At 57.4% G+C, this 15,369-nt stretch carries 13 protein-coding genes and 1 pseudogene; 5 read left to right on the top strand and 9 right to left on the bottom strand.

The annotated features are described in order from the left end of the window. Positions 1 to 15 precede the first annotated feature (15 nt). On the bottom strand, positions 16 to 795 hold the full coding sequence (locus ACELLULO517_RS08205; RefSeq protein ID WP_227306809.1) for a PAS domain-containing protein: 780 nt from the start codon (positions 793 to 795) through the stop codon (positions 16 to 18). A gap of 316 nt (positions 796 to 1,111) precedes the next feature. Here ACELLULO517_RS08205 and greB point away from each other — a divergent pair, with 316 nt between their 5' ends. Continuing rightward, the gene (gene greB / locus ACELLULO517_RS08200) at positions 1,112 to 1,651 is read left to right on the top strand and encodes a transcription elongation factor GreB (protein ID WP_227306808.1); all 540 of its coding nucleotides are present in this window, start codon (positions 1,112 to 1,114) and stop codon (positions 1,649 to 1,651) included. A gap of 18 nt (positions 1,652 to 1,669) precedes the next feature. On the opposite strand, the gene ACELLULO517_RS08195 is transcribed toward greB, so the two are convergent. Further along, a complete protein-coding gene (locus ACELLULO517_RS08195; protein ID WP_227306807.1) occupies positions 1,670 to 1,927 on the bottom strand; it encodes a hypothetical protein in 258 nt (85 codons plus the stop codon). A 308-nt stretch (positions 1,928 to 2,235) separates the two neighbouring features. On the opposite strand from ACELLULO517_RS08195, the gene ACELLULO517_RS08190 reads away from it, so the two are divergent. The 3 genes from ACELLULO517_RS08190 to ACELLULO517_RS08180 all read left to right on the top strand — a co-directional run bounded on the left by ACELLULO517_RS08190 (position 2,236) and on the right by ACELLULO517_RS08180 (position 4,591). Then, entirely contained in the window at positions 2,236 to 2,646 is a 411-nt protein-coding gene (locus ACELLULO517_RS08190; protein ID WP_227306806.1) for an RcnB family protein, read from the top strand. Between the two features lie 208 nt (positions 2,647 to 2,854). Continuing rightward, entirely contained in the window at positions 2,855 to 3,688 is an 834-nt protein-coding gene (locus ACELLULO517_RS08185) for a hypothetical protein (protein WP_227306805.1), read from the top strand. A gap of 264 nt (positions 3,689 to 3,952) precedes the next feature. Next, a complete protein-coding gene (locus tag ACELLULO517_RS08180) occupies positions 3,953 to 4,591 on the top strand; it encodes a nitroreductase family protein (RefSeq protein ID WP_227306804.1) in 639 nt (212 codons plus the stop codon). 155 nt (positions 4,592 to 4,746) lie between these two features. Here the strand turns inward: ACELLULO517_RS08180 and ACELLULO517_RS08175 are convergent, their stop codons facing one another. Next, the gene (locus tag ACELLULO517_RS08175; protein WP_227306803.1) at positions 4,747 to 5,244 is read right to left on the bottom strand and encodes a heme-degrading domain-containing protein; all 498 of its coding nucleotides are present in this window, start codon (positions 5,242 to 5,244) and stop codon (positions 4,747 to 4,749) included. An 822-nt stretch (positions 5,245 to 6,066) separates the two neighbouring features. Between ACELLULO517_RS08175 and ACELLULO517_RS08170 the strand changes: the two genes are divergently transcribed. After that, entirely contained in the window at positions 6,067 to 7,140 is a 1,074-nt protein-coding gene (locus ACELLULO517_RS08170) for a hypothetical protein (RefSeq protein ID WP_227306802.1), read from the top strand. A gap of 1,338 nt (positions 7,141 to 8,478) precedes the next feature. Here ACELLULO517_RS08170 and ACELLULO517_RS08165 read toward each other — a convergent pair. The 6 genes and pseudogenes from ACELLULO517_RS08165 to ACELLULO517_RS08140 form a co-directional block, all read right to left on the bottom strand. Further along, positions 8,479 to 8,892 (bottom strand): annotated as a pseudogene (locus ACELLULO517_RS08165) (Clp protease N-terminal domain-containing protein); the annotation flags it as partial. Between the two features lie 532 nt (positions 8,893 to 9,424). Beyond that, entirely contained in the window at positions 9,425 to 11,986 is a 2,562-nt protein-coding gene (locus tag ACELLULO517_RS08160) for an AAA family ATPase (RefSeq protein WP_227306801.1), read from the bottom strand. 687 nt (positions 11,987 to 12,673) lie between these two features. Beyond that, the gene (locus tag ACELLULO517_RS08155; RefSeq protein ID WP_227306800.1) at positions 12,674 to 13,018 is read right to left on the bottom strand and encodes a hypothetical protein; all 345 of its coding nucleotides are present in this window, start codon (positions 13,016 to 13,018) and stop codon (positions 12,674 to 12,676) included. Positions 13,019 to 13,062: 44 nt separating this feature from the next. Next, positions 13,063 to 13,395, bottom strand: coding sequence for a hypothetical protein (locus ACELLULO517_RS08150; RefSeq protein WP_227306799.1), 333 nt, complete (start codon positions 13,393 to 13,395; stop codon positions 13,063 to 13,065). Between the two features lie 400 nt (positions 13,396 to 13,795). Then, a complete protein-coding gene (locus ACELLULO517_RS08145; protein ID WP_227306798.1) occupies positions 13,796 to 14,611 on the bottom strand; it encodes a hypothetical protein in 816 nt (271 codons plus the stop codon). Between the two features lie 138 nt (positions 14,612 to 14,749). Continuing rightward, positions 14,750 to 15,241, bottom strand: a complete 492-nt coding sequence (locus ACELLULO517_RS08140) for a hypothetical protein (protein WP_227306797.1) — start codon at positions 15,239 to 15,241, stop codon at positions 14,750 to 14,752. Positions 15,242 to 15,369: the final 128 nt, after the last annotated feature.

The raw sequence follows: 15,369 nt of genomic DNA, 5'->3' as shown, positions 1-15,369 counted from the left end.
GCCAAGGGCGGCGGCTTAATTCAAGGCAGCCGCCAAGCGATCGTCGATCGGGCCTTGTTCAGCCCTTGGCATCAGGGTCATGCTGATAATCCGGCCGTCGGCGCCCAAACCCGCGCGGCAGATGGCATCCGCCTCGACCGTGACATCGTCCGCGTGACGAAGGCGGAGATGAAGCGCAATCACGGCTTGCGGGTCGCTCAGCAGACGATCCCAGGCTGAGTGCAGCTGACTAACATCGGCCGGAAGCACGAAATTGGTGAAAGGCCGGCGCTGCAGGGCATGCGGCGGTAGACCGAGCACGGAGGCAGCGTTGCGGCTGATGGCTCGGATGAAGAATGCCATATCGAGAATACAGAGGTATTCCGGGTTTTCCGGTTGCTCTGCCGGCGGGCGGGGCGCCGCAGGCTGTGCGGTCGTTTCGCTGAACGCGGATTCCATCGGCCAAAAGGCGGGTTTTGGCGCAGCATTGGCCAGGCCCGCGAATGATAGGGCTGCCGGCTGGCTCCTGACGGCCATCGGTGCCGGCTTTTCCCCCCTGGCATAGGACAAAAGGGTGGCGATGCCATAGGCGAGAGCCGCCGCCGGATAGGTCAGAACAGCGATCTTGACGGCGGTGATGACCAGCGGATTGGCATACCATTCCGGATAAAACAGCTCGCCGAGATTCGTCGAAAAGACCGCGCTCGTCGGCCGCCCTTCCTCGGTCAGGGCAATGAGCAATGTCAAAACGACATAGGCCGAAGTGAGCCACATGCCGATGACGCCCAGGCGACGGAAGAGGTTTGCAAGGCTCATCTAAGACGTATTGCCCAAGAAAACGGTCGGAAGGTGCTGACTGCCCATTAGCGCATTCGGAGCTTAATTCCCTAACGCCATATCACCTGAAATTTGTGGTGTTGGATCAAAAAATGAAACAGATCGTCGATGAGTTTATCGAAACTCACTGGTATCCTTGCCCTGACTTGGATCGGATGGCGCTTGGGCTTAGGGAGGGATAGCGGGCATTTCTGACCCCGATGGCCTGGCCCTCTTCCAGCGGGTTTACTGACCGGATTTCTGACCGGATTTCTGGCCGAATTTCTGGCCGAATTGCTGCGGGATTGGCGAGACGATGGCGTTTGACGACGAAGACGAGGAAGATAGCGGGCCGCCCAAGCTGCCTGGCGGCAAATTCTATATGACGCCTGCGGGTTTCGCCCGGCTTGAGGCGGAGCTTGCCGCCCGGCGCGACGAACGGCACCGGGTGGTGGAGATCGTCGCCTGGGCCGCCAGCAACGGCGACCGCAGCGAAAACGCCGACTATAAGGAGGGCAAGCGCCGGCTTCGTGAGATCGACCGCCGCTTGCGCTTCCTCATACGCCGGCTGGCCCATGCCGAAGTCGTCGACGCCGCTGCCCAACCCCAGCGCGACCGCGTCTTTTTCGGCGCCACCGTGACCTACGCCAATGAGCGTGACGAGGAGAGGACGGTGACGATCGTCGGCATCGACGAGGCGGATATGGCGCAAGGCAAGATCAGCATCGGCTCACCCATCGCGCTCGCTTTGCTGCGGGCAAGGCGCGGGGATGAGGTGACGGTGCGGACGCCGCGTGGTGCCGAAATGATTGAAGTGATTGCAATCGCCTATCCCCGGCCGCAGCAAGCGGCCTGACGCCGGGGCAGAGGCTGCTCAGAAACTTTGGCCGGTGCCGAGGCGATTGGGACCCTGCAGAACGTTCTGATCGTTAAGCTTCTTCTGATCGTACTTATATTGATGGACTTTGTAATGTCCTGTGCCGCAGCCGCCGATTGTGCCCGGCTTCGTCGGATCGGCCGCGTTATGGTTGGCGGCCGTTTTATCGGCCTCCGTGCAGCCGTATGTGCCGGCTTTGGCCGTGCTGCCAAGGACGCAGACGGCCAGGAGAAGGGCAATTCCAAAAACTTTCATCGGTTCGGTCTCTGGCTCGCGTGACAAGGATGACGTGACGCCATCCATCGCATGGATCGGATGCACCCACAATCGAGCCATCCGCAAAGGATGGCGGAAAAACGGCCTGAGGTCCGCTGTCGTCGCGCGGCATCGATGCCACTATGCGTGATGCACAAAAACGCTCTCTAAAATACTGTTTTAAAATAAAATATTGAGCGGATGTTGATCACGCTGCTTGATCATTTGATGGGGTTGCACGCTCTGGCGCTTGTCGCGGTGGAATTCCACCCGATGTCAGGGGCAAGGTTTTGAGAAGGATCTGATCTATGAAACGCCTACTGACGGCCGCCGTGGCGGTTGCGATGATGGCAAGCCCGGTCGGGGCTTTCGCGCAAAATTGGCAGGGTGGTGGCGGCCAGCCGCCGCCCCAGCAGCAGCATGGTGGTCACCCGCCGCAGCAGGGTCACGGTGGTCCGGGCGGCGGTCGTCCGCCTGGGCCGCCGGGCGGCCCCGGCATGCACGGCCCGCAGCACCAAGGCGACTGGCGTCAGGGCCAGCGTTTCGACGTGCCGCCCGGTCAGCGTCGGGTGGTGAATGACTGGCATCATCATCACGGGCTCTATGCCCCGCCGCCGGGCCAGCAATGGGTCGAATACAATAACCAATATATGCTGGTCGCCATTACCAGCGGCATCATCGGTGCTGTCCTGGGGGCTGCCGCCGCCGGGTCCTACTGACACCTGAATTGTAATGACGCCGGTCCTGCCCGCTTTGGGGCGGGGCCGGCGCGTCTGCGAAGGATGGCGGCGACGCAGTTTGCGGAATCATCGCCCGGCGGGCTATCACGTTCAGGATTTGTATTTCCGATCGAGATTGCCCGGTTGAACACACTGCCGTTCCGGATCGATGCCCTCATCCCCGTTTGAAGATCCTCCGCGCGACGGTGTGACAGAAGGGCCGTCCGCAGTTTTGCGGGCGCTCAATGTCGGTGTCGCCTCGCTTTGGGTCGCGGTTTGTGCGGCAACGCCCGAGTTCATCTGGCGGGGGGCTCGGGTCGTCGCGAGCCATTTGAATGCGGCGGATCTGGCCTCGGCCCTGCTCGTCGGCCTGATTCTCGCTTTCTGTATCGAGCCCGCGTTGGAGCGGTTTCGCCACACCGCGGCTCAGCCGCCTGGCCCGCAATCCTATAATCTGGTGTTCAGGGCGGCCGTGGGGCTTGCCTTTGCCTTTGCCTCGGTCTGTTTGCATGACGCGATCACGGCCTTTCTCGCCAGCCATGCCGCGGATGACGCGGTGCGCCAGGCCGGACTTGTGGCCGGCCTGAGATTGGCCGGGGCCTGGACGGTGGTGCCTTTCTGCGTCGCACTTGCCTGGCTGACGGTCGGGCGCGCCAGGTGGCGCTGGGTCTTTGCGGTGCTGGCGCTTGCCTCGCCAGGCCTGGCGGCTTTGATGTTCTCTTGGCAGTTGCAAGACTGGATCACGGCACAATTGCCGGCGTCTTGCATCCTTTTGCTCGGCTATCGGCAATGGTCTCTTGGTCCGGTTGCGGGCTTTTTCCGCCGTAACGTCCAGGTCCTGCTGTGGGTCTCCCCGATTTGGCTTATCGGCGCGCTTTTGTTCAATTGGGCCGGCAATCAGCTTGGGCTGGCCTGGACACAATTGTACACCCCGGGCGAAGCCTGGATCGACGTTCGCTTTTATCTCGGCTGGGCGATCGGGCTCAGCCTGGCGCCGGTACCGCTGGCGGAGCGGGCGTGTCAGGCTGGGATTGGTAAGTAAGCAATGCTGGAGACTATCGTTATCGACTTCTCCGACATGCCAAACCGCGCCCCGCCAGGTATTCATATCAAGCACAACGAAGACATGACCTAAGCGGCCAGTTCCTGCTGCACCACGCCTGATTTTACCGTCGCGGCGGATCGGCTATTGATCAGGCTCACGTCCTCGCCATAAGGCGGAGGTCTGCGAAGCTGTGCCGCCGAGGCTGAACCAATCGGCGGGACAGTATCTCCGCTTTCGAATTCAAGTCTGAAGGAACACCACATGTCGGTCCTTAATGAACGACTGGAATGGCGCTACGCCACCAAGAAGTTCGATGCGACGAAAAGCGTGCCTGCGGAAACACTCGAACGCATCCTGGAAGCCGTGCGGCTGACGCCCACCTCAAGCGGGCTCCAGCCGTTTGAGCTGTTTGTGGTGAGCAATGCGGATATCCGCGCGAAGATAAGAGCCGTGGCTTGGGACCAAGCGCAAGTGACCGACTGTTCGCACCTGCTGGTATTTGCGGCATGGGACGACATCACCGCTGATCGCATCCATATGATGTTCGATCTCACCAACGACGTGCGGGGTTTTAAAAACGAGGGTTGGGAAAGTTATCGCCAGATGCTGCTGGGTATCGCTGCCGATCGTGGCACGGAGGCCAATTATCAGGCGGCAGCGCGGCAGGCTTATATCGGCCTGGGCGCGGCCTTGATCGCTGCGGCATTCGAGGAGGTTGATGCCACGCCGATGGAAGGGTTCGATCCGGCAGCAGTCGATGATATCCTCGATTTGAAATCGAAGAACCTGCGTAGCGTTGTCATGTTGCCGCTTGGTTATCGCGCGGCCGAAGGCGATTGGCTTGTGAACTTGAAAAAGGTTCGCCGCGGCCGGGACAGCTTTCTTACCGAAATAAACTGAGCCGGATTTTTGGGAGCGTGCAGAAGCAGTCATAGCGATGGCTGCTCCCAGGGTGCGCTTTCATTTGGCCGCATGCAGGGCAGGACCGGGACAAGCTTGTCCCATTCAGGGCAAATTGTTACCGCCGTGGAGGCGGGGCTCCGTCTTCCGCCGGGTCAATCATCGGCCAGACGGAGTTCCGCCGGGTCTTGACCCAGCATCTCGCATAGCGTGTCGACGATCAGCATGTGGTCGTCGCGTTGCGGCAGGCCCGACACGACAATCGCGCCAATGACGCCCGTGCCCTGAAGCGTGATTGGGAAGCCGCCGCCATGGTCGGCGTATTCGGCCAGCGAAAGCCCGTAGCGGTTGGCGAGCGTGTCCTTCTTCGCGACCATTTCACGTCCGACCGCGTAGCTTGAGCGATGGAAGCGCTCAACGACATTGCGCTTGCGCCTTGCCCATTCGACATTGTCGGGCGCGGAGCCAGGCAGGGCCGCAAAGAACAATTGACGATGGAACAGCCGGATGTCGACGACGATCGGCCAGCCTTCGGCCTCGCCCCGGTGGCGGATAAGCGACCCTAACGCCCAGGCGGTGTTTTCGGTGAACTTGCCGAAGGTCAGGCTGGCTTCCTGCCGCGCGATGGACGCGAGGATTGCGTTTGTCACCATGGGCCTTGCTCCTTCACAGCGTGTGTGTGCCGCGAGGCGGATAATGTCATGAAATGCCCGACCTCGGGCAGGGGCTTCACTTCGGCCCTTGATTAGGGAACTGGTGCCGGGTGAGGGACACTCGCACGTCACGAAAAACGACGCCTAACTTATTGATATCAGTGCCTCAGCGTCTTGCTGTGGTTCGAAATGTATACCCCGGATGTGTATGGCAGGGAAGGTCTAATAGGAACAGGTGTCGAGAGGCCTACAGTCCACGATATCAAGCCATGGCCGAAACACCCATGTCGCCTAGAATTTGTGCCATCCGCTCGGCTATGCCCCTTTGCATGTATATGACAGCCTCCTCCAAGGTTCTGAACGGGCTTCCAGAGCGTCGGTAAAGTGGAGCGGCGTTATCTTCAGGCGGGGTTGAGACCTCTCGGTTTCTCAGAAACTTCATTGTTGTCCTAGATTGTGAGTATGGCGCTTCTCAGCACCGACCTTTCAGCGAGGTGGCTGGGGCGTGACGGCTTAGAGGGGCCAGCGGTCGAATCGCAGATGATGGACGGCGTAAAGTTGACTCGTGCTTCCCACCTCGTTTGGGCTATCGGCCTATGACTTTCCGTCAAGTCAAGCATCACAGTAATTGCTCGAAACACATATTCGCATGCCAGCTAGCCGCTTGCTGTTTGTGCTTCTTGAGCGTCAGCACGCTAGGCGAACCGACCTCCTACCCGTAACGTCCTGCGTGATACATTTGTCGAGTCCGGTTCGAAGAGGTCAGTAGCAGTGTCTGCATCAGGCCGTCATAACCTTACAGAACCGCCTAGCCTCGCCAGGATGTCACGCGAGCTGCGCATCGATGCAATGGTCACGTGGTTTTTCGCAAATTTCGAGGACCCCGTCGAAAGCACACCCTATGAGACTGCGGAAGGTGGGTATCAATACATCTGGGGTGGCCCTTATGAAGCCGCCGACGAAATCACTGAAGCGTTTCCGGACGTTGCTCAGAACGAAGTCGAAGAGGCGGTCGGGCTTATAGAGGCGGGTGGCACTACCGACTGGACAATCGCCCAAGCTCGAATCGTTGAAGAGATTGATGATGACTTGCCATCGCCAGAAATTGTCACTCCACGGTTCCCAGATGGAATTTCTCTGGAAGGGCTGAGCGAACAGCCTCTCTTCATTCAAACGGAAACTTTGGCGATCTGGTTTGTAGGACATTGTGAACCCGCTACTACAGCTTCACCCGTCTATGGCACGGCGACTTATGGCACGGCGGTTTACGGCGGTGGTGGATATTTTGCGGGTCATCCCGCCACCAACATCCTCGAACAAAATTTCCCGAATAAGGTAGGAAAAGCGATCGAAGTGGTCGCTTCGATGTTCGCAGATTTCTGGATATTGAAGCCCGTCAAGCCAGCAATCACAGAATATTCGACTGAAGAAGCAAAGCGCACAGCCTTAGATGCCGCGCTGACGGATCTCTCGGTAGTGTTGGAGAAGATAGCATTCCCGCCGCCTGGGTGTCCTGGAATAAGGCACAATGGAGGTCCCCCCTTAGACGAAGCATCGCAATCGGAAGGTGCATCCATCACCTCCGAGGACTCCACAATTGCCCTCAGGGCTGTTCAAGATATGCGGCTTGCGGTGAAATCTGACGCAGATCCGTCAGTTATAGACGCAATGTGGGGCGGAATCGTCCCCTTAGTGGCCAAATTCGGGAAATGGGCTCTTGGCCAAGCAAAGCTCTTTATCGAAGAAACTCGACCGGAAGCGGCCAAGGCATTTGGTCAAGCACTTCCCGACCTCTTGATTGCCGTAACCGGATATTGCTCTGGCATGGATGTATCAACCTTGGTTAGCCTTCTGCTGATGAAACGCAGAGGACTTTCTGACGACAGCGACTTCTAGATGCGAAAGGCTTTCTCGATTTCCTAGCAGTTCCAGCCAACGCGTCGACGTTCGACACCCGTGATGATCTCCATCTTGCAGAACCGCCCTTGGATCAAAACCCCAATCAAATGTTCGGAAAGATGGTCGGCACCGGCTTTCGATTGCCCACAACCTGCGGAACTGCGAGCGAGCATGTAGCCCAGGTTGATGTCAGTTAGCCTCGAGAGGCCGCGCCACATTACGGTATTGCCCGCACCCGGTTACCTTCAGCGCAAGAGGATCGAAGTCAATTGAGGTATAAGTTTATCGCTCAAGGTCCGTTTTTGTGCCCCTGGTCTCTCCCAACCAATCGAGTGTGCGATGAACGAATTCAAGCTCTGCGCGGCTGCCTGCTAACCGCCGAAGTTTCACTTCGTGAGCCATGACGAATTGTCCGTGCTTGCGAAGACGAGACCTGAAGGTCTTGGCCTCTTCAATAGAAGATGGGTCAACCAACTCGTCCACGGTCGACGCCGCGGATTGAATACAAGCCTGGAACCAACGCGTTTTCTTTATCGTTTCGTTGAGGGCCAACCCTCCGACGTGAGCAAGGACTATCCCAGCTGTGCTTAACATCAGGGGGCCGGTGAAGCCGAGGGCGGCGCCTCCAATCGCGCCACTTGCCACTCCGATCATCACGTTGCGGACTACCGCACGACCAAGAAGCGTGCTTCGTTCCGGGTGACTGCCCGTATCAATTTCATTGACCGCCTCCGACATCTGCGCGGCAACATCAGGGTCCACGAGATCTGGCCGATCTCGCAATGCCGTTACGATTTCGGCGGCGTCATGGCGATATTGTCTTTCTTCGGCCGGTCTGCGTCGGTATCTCTCCTCGCCCACAATAGCCTCTGAACCTGCCGCTGTGGCTAGAATGAAGGGGCCGTGTAAATCCAGAAGAGAGTAAAGTTGTTCGTGTTCGGCTGCACTAAGTGGTGGCAGATCACCCCTCGCGATCGCGTCTTGAGTCGCTTTGGCGCAGTTAAATAAGCGTACACCTGCTGCGTAGAGCCGCCTAAAGTCGATCTGTTCTAGCTCTTGATCGACCAGATTGGCGTAGGCTTCAATTCGATCACTCAAAGTGGGGTGCGGAACGTTGCCGTTCCTCAAAAGTGATGAAAGATCCTTGGACATTTCTCGCAGATCGGGGTGCAGGGAACGCAAAGTAGGCAGGAAATTGCCGTCAGTGTCGATCGATTCTATAGGGGGAAAGCTGAGGACACCGTTGGTGTTAAGCTCAACGTGAGGACCAATGCCTTGTGCTGGTAGAGGAGGGGGAGGAGACGCATGCCGGTAGGTCGAATCGGGATAAATACGGTTGATCACGTCCACCGCGTCATTCCGGCTTATTTGCTGTACACTGAGGAAATAGGCCGCATGGCTTTCACGCTCGCTGAAGAGAGCGACCAGAGCATTGGCGCCCGTCACTTCGTCACGGCCAGAGGACTGCACTTGAATGGTCGCGCGCTGCACCACACGCTGGAAGCCGGCCGTGGGCTTTGGGTCGCCGGGGCGGTCTGTCGCCAGACCGACTAGATCCTTGTCGAGAAATTCGGTCAGGTCCGCGCGCAGCTTGTCGAGATTGACACCGCAGGCGCGGAGAACGGTTGCGGCATCGGTATCCTCGGCCAGACCCAGAAGGAGATGCTCAAGCGTAGCGTATTCGTGACGACGATCAGCAGCCAGCCCAAGGCTACGACGAAGGGTGTTTGCAAGCTCTCGAGACAGCATTCTGGGAGGCCTTCCAAAGCTCGCCGTTATTTTATGTCATCCGGAGGTCACGAGGCCAGCACCAAACCCATAAGCTAATGGCAAAATAGGTTATATTCGTAATTTGGACTTTTGTCCGGATTAGGTGGCGGGTCCCATTTGGACCTGGTCAGAACATCGCAACATGAGGAATCTCTGAAGTTTTTGAGGGCGGGAACGCTTCACCTCCATCACTCCAGCTAGCCCATACCATCGTGGTCCCCGCTCATCTTGATCAGATTGCTCTCGGCATCGACGGCGCCGTCGATGGCATGGCAGCAGCCCAAACCACACTAATTACAGGATGAAGTCGGCTAGTGTGGTTGCTAACGTGGGTGAGAAATATCCTCAAGATTCTACCACCACCACGATATTTTTGCCTAAAGGAAAGATGCTAGTGTGGTGGGCCTTTCAGTGGCCCCAACCACGCCTTCGGCCTAGCCCTTCCCCACTTTCCCGCGCTCCACTTTTTCATCAACGTGGGGTGCTAGTGTGGTGGGCCTAGTGTGGCGACTTACGCGTCCGCTAGCAGTTCCTCGATATCGTGCGGTTCGGTCGGGCGGAACTCTGAAATGTCTCTCGGCGCACCTTCAGCGGCATCATGTGGCGATCTGCGCTTCTGCTCTTCGACCTTAGCCCAGTCGACGTGCAGGCCTCTCCGCGTATTCCATTGTGTGCTTTTGGTCTTGTAGTCCTTTTCGAACAGAATACCCTGCTCTTGCCAAAGCCTCAACAAGCTTTCCGCGCGCTCCTCGTTTACCTCAGCTAGCCTCATGATAACGCTTCCCGCCCAGAGGTCGTGCTTTGCAGTATCACCAGCAACAATGACCTCGCGGGAGCGTTTACCGCGGCGATACCGCTCATCGGGCATAGGCTCGCCGTCCAATGTTCGCAGCATAGCTTCGGCAGCCTTCCATCCAAGCGTGCCAGACTGCCGCCCTGGCCACCAAGCCTGCATAGCCTGTACCGACACGTCTTCCGGGTATTCTGGATCAACGCTTGGCAGTGTTACAGGCACGAGACGGAACCACTGCTGGCTCTCTTGGCGAGGGGCAAGATTGGCCTTCACATTAGCGGAGCGAACGTACTGCCACCGCTCATCATCCGCAACATTGAGCCGCTTTGCGTCCTCGCCCGTCATGGCTGTTAAGGTTGTCATGGCCCGCGCTGCCCCTTGGATGGAGACCGCTCCACGAAAAGCTTCACTATCGCCCGATGATCCACCTTTGCGGAAATGATGGACGAGCCAGATCGCGCAGTCGGTGTCGTTGGCGATTTTGCCCCAGCTGCGCATGACGAAATTCATTTCGTCATTGGCGTTTTCCGAAAGCTCATGGCAATTAACAAAGGGGTCCACGATCAGCAATCGCACCTCACGGCGTCGAATCTCAGTGATAATCTGATCCACAAGAGGCGTGACCATCACCGAGCCATCGTCTTTATACTTCGCGATCACGAAGCTGCGGTCTCGGCCACTGTCCAGGAATATCCGCCCCGCAATTTCGGAACGCTGCACGCCATGAAGTTGGCAAGCGGCTTTAAGCCGAAGAACGTTTTCGCCTTGCGGGTCTTCAAGGCCCAGAAACCAGACATTTCCTTGCCGGTGTACGCGTGCGTGGGCTGACGGCAATCTTGAACTGGGGTTAAGCAGCGACCGGTTAGTAGCTACCGAAAGAGCGACAGCCATTGCGTATGCCGATTTGCCGACACCGCCTGGTGCGCCAAGCGCCGAGACGTACCTGTTGATCAGTTCGGTTCCGTACAGCCATCGGCGGGTATATGGCATATCCCACACAGCATCGCAGTCGGTTGCTTGAAGTGTGGCCGACGCCGCGTCAGCCGCTTGCTGCGTGTTTCTGTCGGCCTCCAGCAGGTCCCCGGCTAGGGTAGGTGCGGGCGCGTCATCGAAGCCCTCCACGGGCTCCGTAGCGCCACTAGCGTCGATGTCATCAGGAGGCGGAACATTATCGTCCACGGCATCGTCTGGACCGGGCGAATCATCGTCCCAATCGCCCGGATCGACCACGAATATGCCGGCTTCGATCCAAGTGTCAAATGGCGGCGTATCGTCACCAGGATCAGGACCGGTGAAATCATTGAAGGCGGACTTGAGGAAGCCGGGGTCAGTCAGGCGGGCAAGATGGACCAAGGACCCGAAGGACAGATCCGTGTACGGGTGGGTTTTCCAGTTATTCCACCGCCCATCGCATTCGGCATCGCGATGTTTGAGGGATTTGGACGACCACTCTTTGAACAGCGCCAGCCCGTCCGGTGATCCTTCCGTTGAGTTGTATATGGTCGCACCGATGCGTGACCAATCATTCCACGTTAAGTTGTCATTGGGGATTCGATTGAGCGATTCGGCGACCGTCGAAGGATCAGTGACCAGAGCAATCCCACGGTCAATCGTAGGCAGCTTTGCCGATAGACGGGCGGCACTTTCCCCCGCCAGAGTCCGCGTCAGCCCAGTGACATCACGGAGCGGCTTGTCATAGCCAGGCAGCGGGTCTGGAACGAAGGTGCTGAAATAGTTGGCGCCGGCCGTCTCCGCTTCCATCGCCGAGCCGACATAGATCTCAACCGGCGAAGCGTCCGCCAGTTCCAACTCATAGAGCCGTGGCTGGATGTCTTCGGCCGGGATCAGTCCGATCGCATGAATGCCGGTGCCACTGGGCGAGACGTGGGCAAACGTATCCAGCTTTTCGAGAAGGGACTTGACCTCACGATTGATCCGCCCGGTTGCGGGATCGCGGCACTTATCGAAGTCATAGACGACTACCCCGGGCCCAACGCGAAAAGCAACCATATCGACGCGGTAACCGCTGGCATGTTCGGGGCGGTAGTCTTTCTTCGGGGTGGGATCGACCATGCCGAGGCGTTCGACGGCGCTGTCGAATGACCGGAGGGTTTCGGGCCGCTTGGTGGAAGCGGAGTAGAGATTGACCTTTGCACGGCGGGAGTCGCCCTGGCGGAGCCCATAGCCGAAATTGGCCCAAGACTTTTCAGGTAGGAAAGGCAGAAGATGACGTGCAACTCGTTTGAAGTCGGCGCCTTGGCGCGAAGAATCATAAGTCAAAGCGGTGATCCGCTTGACTTTTCTGTAGCATTCATGTGCATATTACTTCAATTTAGACTATCTTATATTTGGCGACTCCTTGCACGGGTCGCCTTTTTCTGGAACTAAGTGATCTTTGGGCTCTCACGCTCGCAGTTACGCACATACGCACCGAGCAGAAACCGAATCACGGCGCTCCTTGTTGGAAGCCTAAGATATTCACGTGCCCTCTCAAGACGGGCATCAAAGGCGGCGTCCGTGACCAGGTTGATTCGGTTGGTATTCACGGCGCTAGCTTCTCTTCCTGCTCGAAGGTGGTAAGTGCCTCATCCAGCGCAATGGCTAGCGCGGTGCTGTCGGCGCGTAGGCGCCTCAACCATCGGAATTCCCGAATGCTGTCGGCGAGTTCGGGGCCAAGATCGACTTGGCGGCGTAAAGTGCACATGCTGGTGCGGGAGGCTTTCAAATGTCATGGGAATGCGGCTATCCGCCGCGGGCAACATCATCGGGCCTAAACCAATCGGGCTAAGTCAAGCTTATTTGGTGCATTAGAACATTACAAGTTATCCACAATAGATAAATTCGGGTTGTCCCATACCTTATCGGAAACCGTGACCTCCGACGCTTCAGGGTCACAGGCGACCGACAGAAAAACCCCGACCGACCGACCGACCGGGGTTTTCGTCATAACCAACCGGGTTTGAACGCTTACAGCATCGGCATGTCTCCCCGTGAATACGCCCAAAACGAAACTTCGGTGTTGCCCCTCGCACGTCTAGGCCCGTCGTCGGGCCATCCCCGAAAATGAGCCTGCCTGAGCGCGAAGCTCGCGATCAGCCGACGCGCAGGCCCAGTCAGCACTGCGACGTCATAGGCCACGGTCTCATCGAGCAAAGCGATAAGGTCCTCTGTTATCTGATCGGCCGGCACGGTTAGCGAAATAACCGGGCTGATTTTTGTTGTCAGAGCATTGACTCCAAGATGGATGCCATCGCCATAAGCCCAGTCATCAGGTAGCAGGCTCGCGCCCACTACCTGGATTTCGTAAAACATGGGACTTCCAGTACGTCTGATGCGCGCCGTGAACCTATCTAGTTTCACGTCCAGTCCTCAAAGTTCTCAGCGACGAAGATCAGCGACCCGGCGCGCGAGTACGGATTGGCCCTGAAATTCGACCAACCGCAAAATCGGGCTTGCCTCAAGCCGATGTTGCAAGCCAAGCGGCGATTAAAATCGTCGAGCAGCATTACATCGTAACCGTGCCCGCCCGGAAGGATTTCTCGGATCGAGTCCGTGACCGATTCAGAATCCACGAGCAAATCTAGAATGGGGCGGGTCGTCCGTGCACGACGCGCCTTGCCGAATGCAATTCCAGCGCCGCCTGCTTGTGTGCCGGGGTAGAAAGACCATCCGACAGCGGGGAGCGTCACAAGGGGCTCCTTGGCGCCTGGTAGTCGAACTTCCAATCGCACAATGTGCGGGACGGGGCTGCTCTTATCGTAAATCCCCACCGTCAGGCAGCTCCGAACATGAGCCCATCTATTTGTTCGAACACCAAAGTACGAACCTGGCCATATCGCGGCCGGTGCCCTTCATGATTCGAAATAAGCCTCGCGCGACCTTTTTGTAAGCCGCCGTCGTACCGACGCGCCTCAATATCATAATCGCCCATGACAAGATCGATGTGGCTCTCTACCGTCACGGTGATGCGCGCGGGTTTCGACTGTAAGTCCGGACGCCAATGTGGGGCTATCTCCGCGGGCGTGAATCTACCGTCGAGGACTCTGTGAGGACTGCTCCCATCTATCTGGATTGCCACGAATTCCATGATTAGGATTCCCTCACGCTGGTACCGCTACCCAGCAGGCCCACCCGCCAGACACCGGGCGCGGTCTTTTCACAGATGGCAACGTTCAGCGAAACGCCCGTGATGAGGGGTTGAGTGGGATCAAGGACGATGCTGGCGTTGACGGTCTTGCCTTTCAGGGCCGCGATCATAGCGTCAGCGTCAGTCGCAATGGTCAGGCTGATGCCCGCCGGCTTCTTATAATCTCCGCGATCACCAAGGCTGTAGTCACAAAACAGAATTTCGTACGTTGTGTCGTTGATAGTCGCCCATCGTTTTGGCTGCGGATTTTCAGCACTGACCGGCTGCGGCTTGTCTATGGTCTTGACCCGTGCGGTAGTTGTGTAAGGCGTCACCGTGCCCTGTTTGACGGTCACCTGCTGCGGATTCACCCGAGCGGGGAGCCCACTCTTTTTCACATCCGCAATTTCCTGGCGGAGCCTGTCCATATCAGCTTTGATGAAGCCTATGCCATCCTTGATGTCCTCATTGAGAATACCCATCGAAGCGTTATAATAATGCGTGGCGGCCAGCATGGCAGGTTCGAGTGCAAGAAACTCCCCCAGCGACTTACGCAGGAGTAGATCACGGTCCGTGGTGGGGCCATGTGTAAAGATGTCGCGAAGGATTAATTGCGATTTCTCCACAGCGGCCAAGACGTTTTTATAAGCACCCGCCATCACCTCACGAGCGCTATCTGCATCGCGAGAGGATTTCATCAGGGCAAAGGTGTGTCGGCGCTTGGCTTTGGATAGTGTATTGTACGCGGGATTGTTTGCATCCGCAGCAAATTTAGGCAAAGGTTTTAGGCTTTCGTGTGGTTTAAGGCGTCGTATCTCTGAGCGCCTTCCCCTATATACCTCGCATGTTGCCTCGCATCCTATGGTCCGCTGGGACGGATACGGGAATATCATTGTTAGGACTGGAAATTCCCTAAATCAGGTTTGTTGCTTGGGCGCCCGCAACGTAACCGATGGTTCCATCGGCTCCCATATTATTTCTCGATCATCGACCGCGTCCGCATTTTGGAACTCGGTAAAGACATGTCCCGCCGACCACCGATCCTCACCACAGAGGAGGCGGGTTTCGGCCTGACTGCGCAACAAGCGCCAGGTCGCACGCCACACACATTCGCCAACCGGTAAACCTGTTGCGTCACTCGCGAAAGCGGACACGAGGGTTTCACAGGGAGTCCAAAAGGCTTTAGGGCGCACGGCACCATCCCGCGCTTTGGTATAACGGAACAGAAAGAGATCTTCTTCGCCCTCGTCGATGAAGCGGCAGGACTCCGCGCGCACGGATCTATCGCCGGCTCGAAGCAAACGTATGGGCCGGTAAAGAATGTTGATTAGCTCGGGTTTGATTAGTTCCATCATGCGCCAGTCCATATTATGTCCCTGTGGCGCGCAGTTTATCTCTTCGTCGGGCAAGAATCACCATCCCAATGGTTCACTCTGGGTATACCCAACCGAAACTATCTGAATCAGTCTGTTTTAAACGACTTGAACAAACCAAAACATACCGTTATTATCAGACCAACGTAAACAGACTCAGGGCG

Source organism: Acidisoma cellulosilyticum, assembly GCF_020621385.1.
Taxonomy (GTDB): domain Bacteria; phylum Pseudomonadota; class Alphaproteobacteria; order Acetobacterales; family Acetobacteraceae; genus Acidisoma; species Acidisoma cellulosilyticum.
Note: the sequence above shows the minus strand (reverse complement) of the source record. Positions and strands in the feature narration are given on the sequence as shown.